At 67.6% G+C, this 19,793-nt stretch carries 9 protein-coding genes; 8 read left to right on the plus strand and 1 reads right to left on the minus strand.

Going from position 1 to position 19,793, the window contains the following annotated elements; translation table 11 throughout:
- The first annotated feature begins 418 nt into the window (after nucleotides 1-418).
- From AB4099_RS09445 to AB4099_RS09480, 8 genes are all read left to right on the plus strand, one after another.
- Complete coding sequence (locus AB4099_RS09445) at nucleotides 419-8,290, plus strand: autotransporter-associated beta strand repeat-containing protein (protein ID WP_441477871.1); 7,872 nt, start codon at nucleotides 419-421, stop codon at nucleotides 8,288-8,290.
- Nucleotides 8,291-8,509: 219 nt separating this feature from the next.
- Nucleotides 8,510-9,544, plus strand: coding sequence for a substrate-binding domain-containing protein (locus AB4099_RS09450; RefSeq protein WP_113519331.1), 1,035 nt, complete (start codon nucleotides 8,510-8,512; stop codon nucleotides 9,542-9,544).
- 2 nt (nucleotides 9,545-9,546) lie between these two features.
- A complete protein-coding gene (locus AB4099_RS09455; RefSeq protein ID WP_441477872.1) occupies nucleotides 9,547-11,046 on the plus strand; it encodes a sugar ABC transporter ATP-binding protein in 1,500 nt (499 codons plus the stop codon).
- Nucleotides 11,043-11,987 (plus strand): ABC transporter permease, encoded by a 945-nt coding sequence (locus AB4099_RS09460; RefSeq protein WP_441477873.1) that lies wholly within the window; start codon nucleotides 11,043-11,045, stop codon nucleotides 11,985-11,987. Before AB4099_RS09455 ends, AB4099_RS09460 begins: the two co-directional genes overlap by 4 nt.
- Nucleotides 11,984-12,937: an ABC transporter permease gene (locus AB4099_RS09465; RefSeq protein WP_441477874.1), complete on the plus strand. Its 954-nt coding sequence runs from the start codon at nucleotides 11,984-11,986 to the stop codon at nucleotides 12,935-12,937. Before AB4099_RS09460 ends, AB4099_RS09465 begins: the two co-directional genes overlap by 4 nt.
- A 2-nt stretch (nucleotides 12,938-12,939) precedes the next feature.
- Nucleotides 12,940-13,965, plus strand: a complete 1,026-nt coding sequence (locus tag AB4099_RS09470) for a LacI family DNA-binding transcriptional regulator (RefSeq protein ID WP_441477875.1) — start codon at nucleotides 12,940-12,942, stop codon at nucleotides 13,963-13,965.
- A 9-nt stretch (nucleotides 13,966-13,974) separates the two neighbouring features.
- On the plus strand, nucleotides 13,975-15,027 hold the full coding sequence (locus tag AB4099_RS09475; protein ID WP_441477876.1) for a sugar phosphate isomerase/epimerase family protein: 1,053 nt from the start codon (nucleotides 13,975-13,977) through the stop codon (nucleotides 15,025-15,027).
- Nucleotides 15,024-16,172 carry a Gfo/Idh/MocA family protein gene (locus AB4099_RS09480; protein ID WP_441477877.1) on the plus strand — a complete coding sequence of 383 codons (1,149 nt, stop codon included), beginning with the start codon at nucleotides 15,024-15,026 and terminating at the stop codon, nucleotides 16,170-16,172. The genes AB4099_RS09475 and AB4099_RS09480 overlap by 4 nt, the downstream gene beginning before the upstream one ends.
- 132 nt (nucleotides 16,173-16,304) lie before the next feature.
- Here AB4099_RS09480 and AB4099_RS09485 read toward each other — a convergent pair whose 3' ends face one another.
- Nucleotides 16,305-19,778 (minus strand): autotransporter domain-containing protein, encoded by a 3,474-nt coding sequence (locus AB4099_RS09485; RefSeq protein ID WP_441477878.1) that lies wholly within the window; start codon nucleotides 19,776-19,778, stop codon nucleotides 16,305-16,307.
- Nucleotides 19,779-19,793 lie beyond the last annotated feature (15 nt).

The raw sequence follows: 19,793 nt of genomic DNA on the forward strand, positions 1-19,793 counted from the left end.
GCGGCAGGTGCTTCGTGCTCGCAGCGGCGATGGTCATGGAGGCTTCGCCGGTGAGGCGGAGCGCGGGCGATCGGCCCGGGGGGGAGCGCTGCTTGCCTGGCGTACCGACGATACTCACCCGGGCGAAGGCTTCGGCCATTCGCAAGGCATACGGGCGAGGGGCATGCTCGGCGTGATCGTGGACGCGGCTCCCGTGATTACTGGAGATTTGGTTGGCTGCTTGTCGTTGCGCGCCTCCGGTGCAGCTGCGCGACACGTGCTGGGCGGGGAACGAGCGCGGGGCTCGCTTCTGATTTGACGTGATGTTTGGCCGACGGCGCCCTGACAGGCGCTGACTGAGACGACGTAAGCGACCTCGCAATCCGGGGTTGCATCAAGGACTGGGGCGCTCGGCGCCTGGGGGGATTTGGGCTTCGCCATGACCGCAGAGATCGAGACGGGGCGCCGGGTTCGGCTGGCCGGAACACGCATCGATGACGGGGCTGCTCCGTTGGCCAACCGGGCTGATCAGGTTGTCGCAACGGTGCGCCACTGGCGCAGGCGTCGCGCAGTGCTGCTTGCCTGCACGGCGCTGGTCATGCCGGTCATGCTGGCGGCGACGCAGCGGCCGGCGCTGGCGCAGTACACCGGAGCCAATGGTGGCAATGGCAGCGGCGCGCCGAATGGCGCTACCGCAGGCGGAGCCGGAGGCGGCGGCACCTACGGAGACGGCAGTGCGACGGCTCCCGGCGGCGGCGGCGGATCCACCGGTGGTCAGGGGAACCGAGGCGGGAGCGGTGGCGGCTCCGATGGTGCGGGCGGCGGTGGCGGCGGATATGCGGCGGGCGCCGGTGGCGGCGGCGGCGGTGCCGGCGGTGCCGGTCTGACCCTTAACGCCGATCTGAACAACAGCGCCGCCATTACCGGCGGCAAAGGCGGTAACGGCGGCGGCGGAAACTACAATTCTGTGCCGAACTACTCCTATGGCGGTGGTGGCGGCGGTGGCGGCGGTGGCTCCGGCATCATCGCCGGAACCGGCGCGAACCTCACAAATTCCGGCACGATCACAGGTGGCAATGGCGGCGGCGGCGGCTCATCCAACGGAGCAATCAATCCATTCACCGACCCCTCCGGCAACGGAGCGGGCGGCAGAGGCGGTAACGGCATTACCGCGACCGGCACGGCCGGGCTGACGATCACGAATACAGGCACCATCAAGGGCGGCGGTGGCGGCACCGATTTCCAGAACGCCCAACCCTACCGTCCACAGGCCGGCGGCTCCGGAATCATCGGGCAGAACCTGACGATCATCAATAGCGGTACGATCGCGGGGGGCGCCCTGGGCGGTGCCGGAGGCCTGAACGGCGCAGCGTCGACGGCCATCATCATCACCGGCGGCACTAACAGCATCAAGGCGCTCGCCGGCAGCTCGATCGGCGCGATCGAGCTCGGCGGCACCACCACGCTTGCGGGCGTCTTCAACAATACGATCCAGGTCAATGGCGGCATCGCCATGTCGGTGACGGGCTCGACAGCCGCCGACGATGTGACGGGCATCACCACATTCGCAAATTACGGCTCGACCACGATCGGTGCCGGGCGCACGCTCAGCGCCCAGAGCATCAATAACGCCGCGGGCTCGATCAGCATCGGCGCCGGCGCAACCCTTCGCGGCACCGGCAATACGCTCAACAACAACGCGGTCATCGATGTCGGCGTGGGCGGCAGCGTCATCGATGCCGGTGCGATCAACAACCAGGGCGGGGGCACGATCAATTTCAATGGCCCGACCGGGACGGCGGTGCTGTCCGCCGGCCAGGGCATCAACAACGACGGGCAGATCAAGGTGCTCGGCGGCGACGTCGCCGTCACCGGCGATATCAACAACCAGAATAACGGCACGCTCTCGCTGACCGGCGGCAACATGACCGGTATCGGCACGCTGACCAATAGCGGCACCGCGACGGTCAATGTCGCGGCGGGCTACAATCTTGGCGTCGGGACGTTCACGATGGCCGGCGGCAGCGTCACCGGCACAGGCTCGATCACGGCCACGACCGCCTTCAACCTCTCGGCCGGCACGATCGGCGCCAGCCTTGCGGGCGCCGGCGGCTTGACGAAGACCGGGGTCGGCACGCTGATCCTGACCGGCACCAATACCTATACCGGTGGTACCACCATCTCGGACGGTGTCTTGCAACTCGGCAACGGCGCGACCGACGGCACGATCACCGGCTCTGTGATCAACAACGGTACCTTGGCCTTCAATAACTCCGGCTCCATCAACTTTGCCAGCGCCGTCACCGGCACGGGCGGCCTGATGAAGTCAGGCAGCGGCACGCTGACGCTGACCGGTGCCGTCAACAGCACCGGCACGACGATGATCTATCAAGGCACGCTGGCGCTCGGTACGGGTGGCAGCCTGAGCAGCACGGGCGTGGTTTGGCTCAACGCATCAAGCGCCGTCTTCGACCTCAACGGCCATGCGCAGACGATCGGGGGGCTCGGCGGTTCGTTCGGGGAGGTCAAGCTCGGCAGCAACGGCGTGCTGACCCTTGGCGGCTCGGGCAACAACTATTTCGGCATCATCTCGGGTGCCGGCTCGGTGATCAAGAACGGGGGGTCGACGCAGATCCTGGCCGGCGAAAACACCTATACAGGTGGAACGACGATCAGTTCCGGTGCGCTGCAGATCGGTATGGGCGGAACCACGGGTTCCATCATCGGCAACGTCGTCAATAACGGTCTTATCGCCTTCAGTCGCTTGGATGATTACACCTTCGCTGGCGATATTTCCGGCACGGGCGGCATGATTAAATCGTCCACCGGTAAATTGACGCTGACCGGCGTGCATACCTTTACCGGCGAGACCAATGTCAGCGCAGGGTCATTGCAGATCGGCGATGGCGTCACCGATGGCTCTTTCGCCGGTAATATCTTCAATACCGCCAATGTCACCTTCAACACGGGCGGCAGCAGCAGCTATGCCGGCAGCATCTATGACACGAGCGGCCCGGCCGGCACCTTGACCAAGACCGGCGCCGGCACCCTGACGCTGACCGGTGCGAACATCTATCGCGGCGGCACCACGGTGAGCGGCGGCACGCTGGCGCTGGGCGGTAACGGCCGGCTGCTGGGAGATGGCGCGGTGACGGTCGGCGCGAATGCGACCTTCAACCTTGGCGGCTATGCGCAAGGCGTTGGTGCGCTCTCGGGCGCCGGCACGGTCCAGCTCGGTACAGGCGGCGCACTGACGGTCGGCAACGCCGATGCCTCCTCGACCTTCGCCGGCAACATCATCGGCAGCGGTTCGCTGACCAAGACGGGGACGGGCACCTTTACGCTGAGCGGCGCCAACAGCTTCACCGGTGGCACGACGATCAGCGGCGGCACATTGCAGATCGGCGATGGCGGCGGCACTGGCTCGCTCGTCGGCGATGTCGTCAACAACGCCACGCTCGCCTTCAACCGCACCGGCAGCCTGACCTTGGCGGGCGATATCTCCGGCACGGGCGCGCTGACCAAGAGCGGGACGGGCACGCTGATCCTGACCGGCGCGGCCAGCCATACCGGCGGCACGACGATCAGCGCGGGCGCCCTGCAGATCGGCGACAGCGGCACGACCGGCGCGATTTCCGGCAACATCCTCAACAACGGCGCGCTCAGCTTCAAGCGCACGAACGACCTTAGCTATGCCGGCGTAATCAGCGGCAGCGGCTCGCTGACCCAGGCCGGCAGCGGCACCCTGACGCTGACGGCAGTGAACACCTTCTCCGGTGGCACGACCATCACCACCGGCGGCACGCTGCGCATCGGCAATGACGGCACGAATGATGGTTCGGTCGGTGGCGCTGTTTTCAATGACGGCACGCTCGAATTCGACAACCTGAACGCTGCCAGCTTCGCGGGCGTGATCTCCGGCAATGGCGCGCTCCGCAAGCTTGGCAGCAACACGCTGACATTGTCCGGCGCCAGCACTTATTCCGGCCCAACCTTCATCACCGCCGGCACCTTGCTGCTCGGCGGCAACGGCCGGTTGAACGCCAGCGGCAATGTCTCTGTCTCCTCGGGAGCGACTTTCGACCTTGGCGGCTATACGCAGAGCATCGGTGAGCTCAGCGGCGCAGGCGAGGTCAAGCTCGGCGCGGGCTCCCTCAGCGCGGGCAAGGCGACCAATTCGACCTTTACCGGCGTCATCAGCGGCGCGGGCTCGCTGACCAAGATGGGCACGGGCCGCCTGACCCTGGCGGGCGACAACACCTTTACCGGCAGCGCGACGATCGCCGCCGGCACGCTGCAGATCGGCAATGCCGGAACGACTGGCGCGCTTGCGACCGATGTCACCAATAGCGGCGTCCTCGCCTTCAACCGCACGAACGAATATATCTTCGACAAGGTGATTTCCGACGGCGTCGGCGCAGGCTCGGTTGAACAGAACGGCAGCGGCCGGACAATCCTCACCGGCGCAAACACGTATACGGGAGGCACCACCGTCAATGCCGGCGCATTGCAGATCGGCAATGGCGGCGCGGCGGGCTCGATCGCAGGCTCGGTGACGGTTGCGTCCGGCGCCGAATTCGCGGTCAAGCGCTCCGATATCTATGCGCTGCCCAATGCCGTCAGCGGCGCCGGCAGCTTCGCCCAGCGCGGCACCGGCACGACGGTCCTCGGCGATGGCATGACCTATAGCGGCGGCACCGTGATCGAGGCGGGCACGCTCAAGGTCGGTAGCGGCGGCGCACAGGGCTCGCTCGGCAGCGGCGCCATCGCCAATGCCGGCGCCCTCGTCATCGACAAGAATAACGCGATCACGATCGCCGGCGCGATCAGCGGCACCGGCAGTTTCGAAACGAGCGGCGGTACCGGCGGTACGGGCGTCACGAAACTCTCGGGCGCCAGCACCTATACCGGCGCGACCACGGTCAGCGGCGGCACGCTGGAAGTGTCGGGCTCGCTCGGCAATACCGCGGTCACGGTGCAGAGTGGCGCGACCCTGGCGGGCGCGGGCTCTATCACCGGCGCCGTCACGGTCGCCAGCGGCGGACGCCTGGCGCCGGGCGCCAATCCCGGCACCCTGACCACGGGCACGCTCACCGTCGGCGCTCTGGTATTGTCCTCCGGTTCGCAGCTCGACTTTGATCTCGGCCTGCCCAATCTCCCGGCCGGGAACGGCAGCGACCGCGTCGACGTGACCGGCAATCTCACGCTGGCCGGCACCCTCAACGTCGCGAATGCCGGCGGCTTCGGCGGCGGCATCTATCGCCTTTTCAACTATGGCGGCACGCTGACGAATAACGGCCTGACGCTGGGCACACTGCCGAGCGGCGTTGCGGCCGGCGATCTCTCGGTGCAGACCTCCGTCTCGAGCCAGGTCAACCTGGTCAACAGCAACGGCCTCACCCTGAAATTCTGGGACGGCGGCGCGGCGGGCAACGCCAATAACGGCGCGATCGATGGCGGCGCCGGCATCTGGAGCGCGACCAGCGGCAACTGGACCGACCTGGACGGCACCATCAACGGCCCCGCGGCGCCGGCTCCGGGCTACATGGTCTTCCAGGGTACGAGCGGCATCGTCACGGTCGATACCAGCCTGGGCGCAGTCTCGGCGACCGGCATGCAGTTCGACGCGAACGGGTACAGGATCGAGGGGGGCACTGTTACCCTCAGCGGCACGCAGGCGATCATCCGCGTCGGCGACGGCACCACGGGCGGCGCCTCTTATGTCGCAACCATCGCATCGAACCTGACCGGTGCGAGCGAACTGGTGAAGACCGATCTCGGCACACTCGTCCTCTCCGGCACCAATAGCTACACCGGCGGTACGCTGCTGAATGCCGGCACGCTCTCGGTCTCCGCCGACGGTAATCTCGGCCAGGCGGCTGGTGGCCTCGCCTTCAATGGCGGCGTGCTGCGTGTCACCGGCACGAGCTTCACCTCGACCAGCCGGGTTGTGACCTGGGGCAACAATGGCGGCGGGTTCGATATCGCGGATGCGGCCAACAGCTTCACCCTGAGCCAGGCGCTCAGTGGCACGGGTGCGCTTGCCAAGCTCGGCGCAGGCACGCTTATCCTGACCGGAACCAACAGCCATACGGGCGGCACGACGATCTCGGCCGGTACCTTGCAGGTCGGCGCCGGCGGCACGGCGGGCGAGATCACCGGTGCTGTCGTCAACAACAGCAGGCTCGCCTTCAACCGATCGGACATCGTGACCTTCGCAGGCGCCATATCTGGCTCGGGTGCCCTGACGCAGATGGGGCCCGGCACGCTGATCCTGACCGGCGCCAACAGCTATGCGGGCGGCACCACGATCAGCGCCGGCACCTTGCAGATCGGCGATGGCGGCACGACGGGCGCGATCAGCGGCGATGTCGCCAATAGCGGCGCGCTGGCCTTCAACCGCTCCGACATGGTCACCTTCTCCGGCGCAATTTCAGGGACGGGCGCGCTGAAGCAGCTCGGAACCGGCACCCTCAACCTGACCGGCGTCAACAGCTATTCCGGCGGCACGACGATCACGGCCGGCACGCTGCGCGGCAGCGCGACCAGCTTCGGCAGCGGCGCGATCCTGAACAACGCCGCGCTGGTGATCGACCAGAACAGCGATGCCCAATTCGCCAACGCCATCAACGGTACCGGCCGCTTCACCAAGACGGGTACGGGCTCGCTGAACCTGACCGGCAACAGCACGCTGTCGGGACCCACCACGATCGCAGCCGGGCGGTTGGCTGTGAACGGTTCGCTCGCCAATTCGGCCGTGACCGTCGAAAGCGGCGCGACGCTGGGCGGCAATGGCACGATCGGCCGGCTGAACGTGCTCGCCGGGGGCATCGTCGCCCCGGGTAACTCAATCGGCACCCTGACCGTCAACGGCAACGTGACCTTCGCGCCCGGCTCGATCTATCAGGTCGAGGTCAATGGCGCCGGCCAGTCGGACCAGATCATCTCGACCGGCACGATCACGGTCTCCGGCGCTACGCTGGCGATCGCGGCCATCTCGGGTTCGATGCCGCCGTCCGCGCGCTTCAAGCTCTTCGATGCCGCTGGCGGTGTGTCCGGCCAATTCACCTCGGTGACGAGCAATTTCGCCTTCCTGACGCCGGGACTGAGCTATGATGCCGCGCAAACCTACCTGACGATCGCGCGCAACGATGTCTCCTTCGGAAGCGTCGGCCAGACCCGCAACCAGACGAGCCTGGGTGCGGCAGGCGAGCGGCTCGGCACCGGCAATCCCGTCTATGATGCCATCGTCAAGCTCGATGCCCCTGCGGCACGCCAGGCTTTTGACGCCCTGTCGGGCGAGGTGCACGCCTCGGCGCAGGGCATCCTGGTCGAGGAAAGCACTGTGGTGCGCACAACGGCGATCGACCGCCTGAGGTCGGCCTTCGGGACCGTCGCGGCGGCGCAGCAGCCGGTCATGACCTATGGCTTCACGGCCGATATGGCAGCGCCTGTCACCGGGCCGATGCCGCGGCTCGTGCCCAACGACCGTTTCGCGGTCTGGGGGCAGGGCTTCGGCTCCTGGGGCCGCAACGAAGCCCAGGGTGGCGTCTCGAAACTGACCCGGTCCAGCGGCGGCTTCCTGCTCGGCGCCGATGCCGCGGTCTTCGACAACTGGCGCGTCGGTCTCTACAGCGGCTACAGCCGCTCGACCTTCGAGGCGAAGGGGCGGATTTCCTCAGGGAACAGCGACAATTACCATCTCGGTCTCTATGGCGGCGGCCAATGGGGCGCCTTCGGACTGCGCGCCGGCGCCGCCTATAGCTGGCACGACCTCACGGTCGACCGCACCGTCTCCTTCACAGGCTTCTCCGACCGGCTGAGGAGCGACTACAACGCAGCGACCGCACAGGTCTTCGGCGAACTCGGCTACCGTATCGACGCCGGGCGCGTCGCGCTCGAGCCCTTTGCCGGCCTTGCCTATGTCAACCTGCAGAGCGACGGCTTTACCGAGCGGGGCGCGGCGGCGGCTCTCGTCGGTCGCAGTTCCGATATGAGCACCGCTTTCTCGACGCTGGGTATGCGGGCATCGACGACCGTGACCGTGAACGGCATGGCGCTGGAATTGCGTGGGGCGCTTGCCTGGCGACACGCCTTCGGCGACGTCACGCCGGCCTCGCTCCTGTCCTTCGCCGGCGGCACGCCCTTCAGCATCACCGGCATCCCGATCGCGAAGAATGCGGCCGTGCTCGACGCGGGGCTCGACCTCGCCGTGGCGCCCAACGCGACGCTCAGCCTGTCCTATGGCGGCCAGTACAGCGCCCATGCGATCGAGCAGACCGTCAAGGGCAGCCTAGCCGTCAAATTCTGACCGGACGGATCCTGCCAGACCTTCAACAAGGGGTGCCCTCGGGCGCCCCTTGCTTCGTCGCAATCCGCGCTGATCGCCCGGCCTTGCCGCCTCGCGGCGCCGCCTTGATCCCAGCACGCCATGAGGGACATCGGACCAGCCATTTGGCGTATTGACGCTTGATGCAATCGATTACATCCTGCCGATAGTCCCGATTAATACGGGACAAGGGAGGAAACGATGATCAAGAGCATCACAACCCGCAGGGGACTACTGACGGCTGCCGCAGTGCTGGCGATGAGCGGCGCGGCAAGTGCGCAACAATCCTACAAGATCGGGCTGTCGAACGGATGGGTCGGCAGCGAATGGCGCACGCAGATGATCGAGGAGGCCCAGGCCGCGGCCGCCGCCTGGAAGGCGAAGGGCGTCAATGTCGAGGTCGTGGTCCAGAGCTCGACCGTGGATGTGCAGGGCCAGATCGGCCATGTCCGCAATTTCGTGAACCAGGGCGTCAATGCCATCATCATCAACCCGAACAGCCCGACGGCCTTCGATCCGGTCTTCGCACAGGCCAAAGCGCGAAACATCCTCGTCGTGTCCACCGATGCCGAGGTCTCGTCCAAGGACGCGATCTATGTCGGCATCGACCAGAAGGACTGGGCGGTGAAATCGGCGGAATGGCTCGCCAAGGCGCTCGGCGGCAAGGGCAATATCGTCACCATCAACGGCATCGCCGGCCACCCCGCCAATGAGATGCGGGTCGCGGGCTATCGCGAAGTCTTCGCCAAGCATCCCGACATCAAGGTGCTGAACCAAGCCAATGCCGACTGGGACCAAGCCAAGGGTCAGCAGGCGATGCAGAACCTGCTCGCAACCTATCCGGCGCTCAACGGCGTCTGGGTGCAGGACGGCATGGCCGATGGCGCCTGGCGCGCGATCGACGCAGCCGGCAAGAAGGACCAGACCGCTGCGACCGGCGAGATCCGCAAGGACTTCCTGACGCGCTGGTCCGAGCAGAAGCTGAACTCGGGCGCCTCGGTCAATCCGCCCGGCGTGATGGCCTCGGCGCTCAATGTCGCGGTGCTGCGCCTGATGGGCAAGGAGTTCAAGGATGGAGTGTTCAAGGGGCAGTACGGCAACGCCATCTATATCCCGATCCCGTTCGTCGACAATGCCAGCCTGCCGGCGGCCCTGAAGCAGGCGGAGGGCAAGCCCGGCTATTGGTCGGTCACTGCCGTCGTAACGCCCGACGAGGCCCAGCAGTACTTCAAGTAGCCATGGCGCTTCTCGAGGCCCGGGGCGTCGGCAAGCGCTTTGGCGCCGTTGTTGCCCTCTCCGACGGGCGGCTCAAGGTCGAGGCGGGCGAGATTCACGCCCTTCTCGGCGCCAATGGCTGCGGCAAGAGCACCCTGTGCAAGACCGTGGCAGGCGCCGTCGCGCCTGATGCGGGAACCATTGCGATCGATGCGGAGCCGCGGCGTTTTCGCGGCCCGCGCGATGCCGAACGCGCCGGCATCGCCCTGTTCTACCAGGAGCTCAGCCTTATCCCGCAGCTCAGCGTCGAGGCCAATCTCGGCCTCGGCCATGAGCCGCGCACGCGGCTGGGCTTCATCGACCGCGGGCGCCTGCGGGCGAGGGCGCGCGAACTCATCGCGCTCTTCGCCGGCGTCGCGGGGCTGGAGTTGACACCGGACGCGCTGATCGCCGATCTGCCCCCCGATCTGCGCCAGATCGTCGAGATCCTGAAGGTGCTGGCACGCGAGCCGCGCCTCCTGATCCTGGACGAGGCGACGGCCGCACTCGACGGGCGTCAGGCCGAGCGGCTCTTCGAGATCCTGCGCCGGCGCAAGGGCGAGGGTGTCTCGACGCTGATGATCTCGCACCGTCTCGACGAGGTCTTTGCCGTCGCCGACCGGATCACGGTGATGCGCGGCGGCGCGACGGTCGCCGAGCTCGCAACGGCAAAGACCGATCGCGACACCGTCGTGCGGCACATGGTCGGCGAGACGAAGCTTCGCCCCGCTGCCGGACGGCGCCCGCCTGCGGCACAGGCGGAGGCAGGGCTGGTCGTGGCCCATGTTTCGAACCCGCGCCTGCGCGATATCTCGCTCAAGGTGGCGCCGGGCGAGATCGTCGGTCTCGGCGGACTGCAGGGGCAGGGGCAGTCGGCCTTCCTGCAAGGCCTGTTCGGCGTTCTGCCGTTTTCCTCCGGAGCGGTCACGCTCGCGGGCGAGGCCTTCATGCCGGCCCGACCGGCCGATGCGATCCGACGTGGCCTGGCCTATGTCTCCGGCGACCGTGGGCGCGACGCGGCCCTGAGCGGCCGCTCGATCTTCGAGAACCTGATCGCCGCGGTTCTCGTCCGCGAGAAGCGGGCGCTTGTCCGGCGCAGCGCGCTCCTGCCGCGCGCCGCGCAGCATGCCGACAGCCTCAGGACGAAATATGCGAGCCTCTCCGCAGCGATCGGCACGCTGTCGGGCGGGAACCAGCAAAAGGTCTTCATCGCCCGCTGGCTCGCGACCGGACCGCGCGTCATCCTGCTCGACGATCCGACCAAGGGCATCGATCTCGCGGCCAAGGCCGATCTGCTGGCGATCATGCGGCAGCTCGCCGACGCGGGCGCGAGTATCCTGATCTACTCCTCCGAAGATGCCGAACTATTGGAATGGTGCGATCGCGTCGCCGTCTTCAACGCCGGGCGGATCGTGGCCGAACTCGCGGAGAACACGCTGGATCCCTTCCACCTGACGCGCGCCTCCTATGGAGAGGTGGCATGAGCGCAGCCCTGATCCGCAGCCGGCCCTGGATGCTGACGCTCGCCGCGTTGATCGTTCTCGTCCTGGTCAACACGGCGTTCCAGCCATCCTTCGTCCAGCCGGCGGTGCTGCAATCGAACCTCACGACCTTCCTGCCGCTGGCGCTAGTCGCCATCGGCCAGACCTATGTCGTACTCAGCGGCGATATCGATCTCTCGGTCGGCGCCATTGCGGCGCTCGTCAATGTGGTGACGGTCAGCGTCATCGCCGCGATCGGCGGCGACGGGGCAGCGGCCATCCTTGCCGGCATGCTGGCGGGGCTTGCGACCGCTCTGCTCTGCGGGCTCGTCAATGGCCTGCTCGTCGCGCTGCTCCGGCTCCAGGCGATCGTCACCACCTTCGCGACCGGTATCGTCTTTGCCGGCGCGGGGCTCTTCGTACTGCCGCAGGCGGGCTTGCCGGTGCCGGAGCGGTTCTGGCGCAGCTATGGCGCGACGCTGCTCGGGCTGCCGGTCGTGCTCTGGATCCTACTGGCGGGGCTCGCCTTTGCGCTCGTCTTCGCCCGCCGGCCCTTCGCCGCGCATCTGCTGGCCGTCGGCGGCAGCCGTGTCGGCGCCTTCCAGACCGGCCTCAGGCTGGAGCGCATCCGCATCGGCGCCTTTGCCCTGTCCGGCTTGTTTGCCGGTTTCGCGGCCCTGTGCCTGACCGGGGAGACGGCGAGCGGCGATCCGCTGCTCGGACAGAGCCTCGCTCTCTCGTCGATCTCGGCGGTCGTGCTCGGCGGCACCGCGCTCTCCGGCGGCTCGGGCAGCCCGGTCGGTTCGGTGCTGGGCGCGCTGGTGCTCGGCATGATCGGCAATGTCATCTTCTTCGCCGGCCTGCCTTTCGCCTGGCAGACCCTGGTCCAGGGCGTCATCGTGCTCGCGGCGTTGGCCGGCGGCGTGCTGGTGACGCGGCGATGACGGCGCGGGCCCTTCTCACCAATCCGCTGGTGCTCGCCGCAGGGGCGATCGCGCTCTTGCTCGCCATCGGCGAAGCGCTGTCGCCGGGCTTTGCCCAGGGCGACCAGATCGTCCGCCTGACCACCGTGGCTGCGATCCTCGGCATTGTCGCCGCCGGCCAGAATCTCGTCATCCTCGGCGGGCGCGAAGGCATCGATCTGTCGGTCGGGCCGATGGTCTCGCTCGGCGCGGTCATTGCCGGCAATGTCATGGCCGGGCAGGACGCTGCTATCCTGCCGGCGGTGCTGGCCGCCTGCGCCGTGACCTTCGCCATCGGGCTGGTCAACGGGCTTGGCGTCACCGTGGTCCGGATTCCGCCGCTCGTCATGACGCTCGGCATGACCGCGATCATCCAGGGCGGCCTCGTCGTCTATTCGCAGGGCGTGCCGTCGGGCAATGCCGCACCCGCCTTGATGGGTTTCGTCAATCGCCCGTTGCTGTTCGGGTTGCCCGGCATCCTCCTGGTCTGGGCCGTCATCGCTCTGGCGCTTGGCTTCGTCCTGCGCTGCACGGCCTTTGGGCTCGGCGTTTACGCGATCGGCGCCAATGAGCGCGCCGCCATGCTCGTCGGGCTGCCGGTCGCGCGCATCCGCTGCTTGCTCTACGGCTTCTCCGGCCTGTTCGCCGGTCTCGCGGGGGTCTGCGTCATCGGCTACACCGGCAGCTCCTTCATCAGCGTCGGCGACCAATACGTCCTGTCCTCGATCATCGCCGTGGTCATCGGCGGCACATCGCTCGCAGGCGGTGCCGGCGGCTATCTCGGCACGGTGCTCGGGGCGCTGGCGCTCGTGCTGCTGCAGAGCGTGCTGACGACCTTGCAGCTTGAAACCTATGGCCGTCAGATGATTTTCGGCCTGACGCTCCTGGTTTTGATGCTGCTTTATGGCCGCCAGGCCCGGTTGCGGGTCTGATCATGAGCGTGCCCACCATTGCCACGGTCGCAGAACTCGCCGGCGTCTCGACGGCGACCGTCTCGCGGGCATTGCAGCGCCCCGACAAGGTGCAGCCCGAGACGCGCCGGCGCGTGCTCGAGGCCGTGGCGGCGACAGGTTTCGTGCCGAACTCCCAGGCGCGCAATCTCCGGAGCCGCGCGACCCGCACGGTCATCCTGCTGGTGCGCGACATCTCGAACCCGTTCTATCTCGAGATCTACAAGGGCGTCGAAGAGGCGGCCATGCGGGCCGGCTACAAGGTGCTGATGGGCGATGCGCGCGACGACGACGAGCGCATCACGCATTATGTCGACATGGTGCGCGCGCGCCATGCCGACGGACTGATCCTGATGGTCGGCCGCTTCCCGGACGCCCTGAAGACGGAGCTGTCGCGGCTGCCGCCCATCGTCATCGCGCTTGAGACCTTTCCCGAACTCGCCCTGCCGACGGTCTCGATCGACAACATCGCGGCGGCCCGGCAAGCCGTTGAGCACCTGCTCGGGCTCGGCCACCGCCGCATCGCCCATATCACCGGGCCGCTGCCGGAACGTCTCGCGGTCGACCGGCTGGCGGGCTATCGCAGCGGCCTCGCCGCAGCAGGCATCGCGGCCGATGAGGCGCTGATCGTCGAGGGCGATTTCAGCCTGGATGCCGGCCGCCGGGCCGTGCGTCGTCTCAATGAGACCGGAACTGGCTTCACGGCGCTGTTTGCGGCCAGTGACCAGATGGCATTCGGTGCGATCAGCGAATTGCGCGCCTGCGGGCTTTCGGTCCCCACTGACGTCTCGGTTGTCGGCTTCGACGACATCGTGCTCGCCGACGCCTTCATGCCGCCGCTGACCACCATCCACCAGCCGCGTTTCGATATCGGGCGGCAGGCGATGGCGCGCATGATCGGTCTCCTCGGTGAGGAGCCCGCCGCCGCCAATCTGGTGATGGAGACACGCCTCGTCGTGCGTGGTTCGACCGCTCCTGTCCGACAGCACCCGCCCCCCATCAGAGAATGAAGGAATGAGATGATGAAAGGTCCAGCCCTGTTCCTCGCCCAGTTCGTCGGGCCGACGGCGCCTTTCGACAGTCTCGATGGGCTCGCCGGCTGGGCGGCTGGGTATGGCTATGTCGGCGTTCAGATCCCGACAAACGATCCTGCACTGTTCGATCTGGCGCAGGCGGCACAGTCGAAATCCTATTGCGAGGACATCGCCGCCAGGCTCGATCGCCATGGCCTTCAGGTGACCGAGCTATCGACCCATCTCCAGGGCCAGCTGGTCGCCGTGCACCCGGCCTATGACCTGCTCTTCGACGGCTTTGCGCCGGCCGCCTTGCGCGGCAAGCCGGCCGAGCGGCAGGCCTGGGCGGTGGAGCAGCTCAAGCTCGCCGCACGGGCCTCGCGAAATCTCGGCCTTGCCACGCATGCCACCTTCTCCGGTGCATTGGCCTGGCCCTATGTCTATCCATGGCCGCAGCGGCCGCAGGGCCTCATCGAGGAAGCCTTTTCGGAACTGGGCCGGCGCTGGACGCCCATCCTCGACGCGTTCGACGAGGTTGGCGTCGATCTCGCCTATGAAGTCCATCCCGGCGAAGATCTCCATGATGGCACCAGCTTCGAGCGCTTTCTTGAGGCAGTAGGTGAGCATCGGCGCGCTACCATCCTCTACGATCCCTCGCATTTCCTGCTGCAGGCGCTCGATTATCTCGCCTTCATCGACATCTACCACGCGCGCATTCGGGCCTTTCACGTCAAGGACGCGGAGCTGAACCCGACCGGCCGCTCCGGCGTCTATGGCGGCTATCAGGGCTGGGTCGAGCGGCCCGGCCGTTTCCGCTCGCCGGGCGACGGGCATGTCGATTTCGCCGGTATCTTCTCGCGGCTGGCCCAGTACGACTATCAGGGCTGGGCGGTCGTCGAATGGGAATGCGCCCTGAAGCACCCTGAACAGGGAGCAGCCGAAGGTGCTGCGTTCATCCGCAGCCATATGATCCGCAGGGCCGAACGGCCCTTCGACGATTTCGCTGCGAGCGGCGCCGACAGCGCGACCAACGGCAAACTCCTGGGGCTCACCCGATGAATACGCGCATCCGGCTCGGCATGGTGGGAGGCGGCGAGGGCGCGTTCATCGGCGTGGTGCACCGCATGGCGGCGCGTCTCGACGGCGAATACGAGCTTCTGGCCGGGGCGCTCTCCGCCACGCCCGAAAAGGCCCTGCGCTCGGGTCTTGCGCTCGGTCTCGACCCGGCGCGGGTCTATCCCGATTTCGAGGCGATGGCGCGGGCCGAAGCGCGGCGTCGCGACGGCATCGAAGCCGTGGCCATCGTCACGCCGAACCACATGCACGCTCCCGCCGCGCTCGCCTTCCTGAAGCGCGGCATCCATGTGATCTGCGACAAGCCGCTGGCGACGAGCCTCAAGCAGGCGCAGAACCTGAAGGCGGCGACGGACCGTGCGGGCGTGGTCTTCGCGGTGACCTATAACTATTCCGGCTATGCCATGGTTCGCCATGCACGGGCCATGGTCGCAGCCGGCGAGATCGGTCGCATCCGGGTCGTGCAGGTCGAGTACCCGCAGGAGTGGTTGACGGAGGCGCTCGAACAGACCGGCCAGAAACAGGCGGAGTGGCGCACCGACCCGGCACGCTCGGGCGCCGGGGGCTCGATCGGCGATATCGGCACGCATGCCTTTCATTTGGCGGGCTTCGTCTCGGGCCTCGCGGTGACGGAGATCTCGGCCGAACTCACCAGCTTCGTGGCGGGCAGGCGCCTCGACGACAATGTCCAGGTCATGCTGCGCTACGAGAACGGCGCGCGCGGCAGCCTCTGGGCGAGCCAGGTCGCGCCGGGCAACGAGAATGGCCTGCGCCTGCGCATCTATGGCGACAAGGGCGGGCTCGAATGGGCGCAGGAACAGCCCGATCAGCTGAAATGGTTGCCCTTCGGCGAGGTGCAGCGCATCGTCACGCGGGGCTCCGGCGGCGCCAATGCGGCAGCGCAACGTGTCACCCGTGTCCCCGCGGGGCACCCCGAAGGCTATCTCGAAGCCTTCGCCACGATCTACCGGGAGGCAGCCGCCGCCATCCGGGCTCGTCAGGCCGGACAACCCGTCCCTGACGACTGCACGTTCCCGACGCTGGCGGACGGGCTCCAGGGCATGGCCTTCATCGAGGCCGCGGTCGCCTCATCGAAGGCGAACGCGCGCTGGACGAAACTGAAGGGCTGAAGGCGCTGCCACCCTGATCGAGCCGCGTGCGGCTCGATCAGGGGAGATTCAGAGCTCCCCCTGGCGCAGTCAGGGCGTTCGCTTCCATGAGGCGCCCTGGCGGGAACAGCTAATTGCTGCAGTGGGTTGTGCTCAGAAGCTCAACCTGATCTGAGCCTGGCCACCGAGGCGGTTGGTGGAGCCGGAGAGTTCGCCGTCGAGGCGGGCGCCGAGCGTGACGGAGGGGCTGAGCTTGAGATCGAGCCCGGCGGCGAGCAGCGCGCTGTTGCGGGCGGGCCTGGCACCCTCGACCGTGAAGCCTGAGCCGATGAGGCCGGCAATCGAGGCGGAGAGGCCGGCATCGCGCTGGTAATAATGCGCCCAGCTCGCCCGGAGATAGCCGGCGACCGGCAGCCCGTTCAGCCCGCTGGCATAGTCGAGCTGCAGGCCAAGCTCGCTGCGCGAGGTGATGTCGTTGCGCTTCGCCAGAGTGAGCGCACCGGCATTGGCGCCGGCCCAGTTCGCCTCGGTCAGGGCCGGGCTGCGCGCCTGGATCGCCTGCAGCGCGGCCAGCGGCGAGAGCGTCAGGCCGTTCCAGTCGAGCACGGCGGCGCTCGCCTGCAACCGGCCGCTCCAGGCGGTCGTCGCATAGGAGGAGGACAGTGCGCTGCCGAGCACCGGGATGCTGCGCTTGATCTCGTTCTCGAGTCGGCCATAGCCGAAGGCGGCGGCAAGGTTGACCGGGCCGAGCCGGGTCGTGCCGTAGAGGCCGGCCTGGAAGACATCGGCCTCGGCCTTGCCGAGCCCCCCGGAAAGCGAGGACCGGGCGCTGCCGCCGGAGACCGCAAAACCCGCAACCGTGCCCGGCATGATCCTGAAATCGGCGCCGACGGCGAGATGGGCATCGTCGAGATCGCGCCTGGCCGAGCCGATGCGCGCACTGCCGTCGCTGCGACCGACCGAGCCGAAGGCTGCGCCCCAGACGGTGTAGGGCGGCGGATCGAGGACAGTCGGCGTGGTCGGTGCGTCGGCGCCCTTGCGGACGAGGCCGGAGTAGGAAGCTTCGCCAGGGGGGGCAGGCCCCGCGGTGCCGCGGCCCGCCGCGAAGGGATCGAGCATCGCACGCAGGAACTGGTCGGCGGCCGAGACCGCCATCGCCGGCGCGGCGGTGTGGGCCTCGCCCGACAGCTGGTTCACCGCCCCGGGGATTGCCGCGGCCGGCAGATTGTAGATGCCGAACAGCGCCGACGGATCGGCCCCGCCCGCCACCGCCCGGTCGAGGCCTGCGGCGACCGAAAAGGCGTTCAGGGGAGCCGTGACGCCGAGCGTCGTCATCGCCTTGGGCGTCAGTGTCAGGAGCACGTCATTGGCGGTGTAGCTTACCGCGCTGGTGACGCCGTCGCCGAAGGACGCGGTGACATCGGTCGTGCCGAATGTGCCACTGCGGCCACCCGCCGCCGAGAGCAGGGTATAGGCGCTGTTGAAGGTATAGGGGCCGCTCAGCGGCACGATCCGCAACATACCGGCAAGCGTTGCCGTGCCGGTGACGTTGACCCGGTCGGAGACCGCGCCCTGTACTTCGGCAATATAGGTCGAGCCCGCACCCAGCGTCAGGTTGCCATTGACCGTGATCGTGCCCGGCGAATTGCCCGGTGCGAGCGTGCCGTAAACCGTGGTGCCGGGCACCTGGCCGGAGCCACCGAGCGTGGCGCCTGCATTGACGGTCAAGCTGGAGGATGAGGCGATCGAGCCGTTCACCACCAACGTTCCGACAGACACGGTTGTCGGGCCTGTATAGGTGCTGGTGCCCGAAATTGTCGTGGTGCCAGCGAAGTTCTGCTTGAGGCTGCCCGCACCCGAGATCGTCCCGGCGAAGTTTCCTCCGCTGTTGTCCTCGGTCGTCAGCGTCTGGCCGCTGGCGATGATGACCTGCGCGCCCGAGACACCCGACAGGAAGCCGATCGTCTCGCTCTGCGCGACATCGAGGGTCGCGCCGCTGGCGATCTCGACACGACCGGTGTCACTGATCGCCTGGCCGCCGGTGATGGTCAGGGTGCCAGCGGTGATGAAGGTCGTTCCGGTATAGGTATTGGCGCCCGAAAGCGTGAGCGTGCCGCTGCCGGCCTTGACCAGGCTGCCGGCGGAGGAGCCGTTCGAGATGACGCCCTGCAGCGTCGTCGTTGTGCCGCTGGCCACGTCGATGCCGCCGGAACCGGTGATGCTGAACGTCCGCGCCGCCGCCAGCGTGGTGGTGGCCGTGACCGCCAGTGTACCGCCGTTCGAGAGCACCAGGTCATTGGCGGCGTTGCCGAGGTTGTTGCTGGCTCCGATCGAGAGTGTACCGCCGCTGATGGCGATATTGCCGGTGAAGTCGTTCGCGGCGGACAATACGAGTGTGCCCGCGCCGGTCTTGTTGAGCGCCGTGGTCACGCCGCCGCTGATCAGGCCATTGCCGCCGATCGAGCTGGCATAGGTCACCGTCCCGCTCGAGACGCCGATATTCGCCGTCACGCCGCTGAGGTAGATCGCAGCGCCGCTGGCGATGCCGGCTGCGCCGGGCGACCCGCTGAAACTGCTCGGGCCCTGTCCGACGCCCTGAGTGCCGCCAGTCCCCCCGGTGACCGAGACGCCCGAAATCGAGGAATCGAGGATAGTCAGCGAGCCGCCGGTGGCGACATAGATCGCGCCCCCGCGTGCCGCGCCGCCCGCACCGCCGGAGCCGCCATCCGAGCCTGGGCCCTGCGAGCCATTGTTGTTGGTGACGCCATCGCCGCCCTGTGCGCCATTGCCGCCATTCGCATTGCCTGCGCCGCCATTGTTGTTCGGCGTATAGGCGGTGCTGCTAGTGGTGCCGGAACCGCCGCCACCGCCGCCACCAGCGCCGAAGGATGAACCCGCCGTGCCGGCGGTACCTTGCGTGCCGGTGTTGCCGCCGAGACCGCCCGCGCCGCCGCCACCGGTGGCGCCACCATTATTGGCCGCGCCGCCGGCACCGCCATTGCCGCCGGTCGGATCGGATGCGGTGTTCTGCGCGACGCCGCCATTGCCGCCGGCGCCGCCCGTCGCCGCGTTGCTGCTGAAGGTGACTTCGGCGATCGTGACATTGGCGCCGCTGCCGACCAGCAGGCCACCGCCCGCGCCGAGGCCGCCGCCGCCGCCGCCGCCTGCGCCATACGCGAGCCCGCCGCTGTAATAGCCGTTATATCCGTTCTCGCCTTTGCCGCCACGCGCGGCGGTGTTGGTGATCGACAGGTTGGAGATGTTGACGGTCGGCGCATTGGCGCCATTGACCTGGATGCCTTGAAAGGCCGCCGCACCATCGATCACCTGGCTGTTACCGGTGATGTTCACCGTGACATTGGCGTTGCTCGCCTGTAGCTGGGCGAGCGAACTCGTCAGCGTAAAGCCATTGGTGATGTTGATCGTGGTGGTGGAACCGGCGCCCGCAGCCGCGACGGCCGCAACGGCCGCGTTCCAGTCGCTCTGGTTCGCGACATCAATCGCCAATGCCGGCGTTGCAACCAGGGCTCCGAGCAGGGCGAGTGCCGATACGCTGGCGAGCCAGGCCCGCCGCATGCCGGAATGCTGGCGCTCATGCCCCGCAAACATGCCCGCGTTCGCGCTCACGGAGGGCGCCTGGCG

The organism is Allobosea sp. 2KB_26, from assembly GCF_052115715.1.
Classification (GTDB): Bacteria; Pseudomonadota; Alphaproteobacteria; order Rhizobiales; family Beijerinckiaceae; genus Allobosea.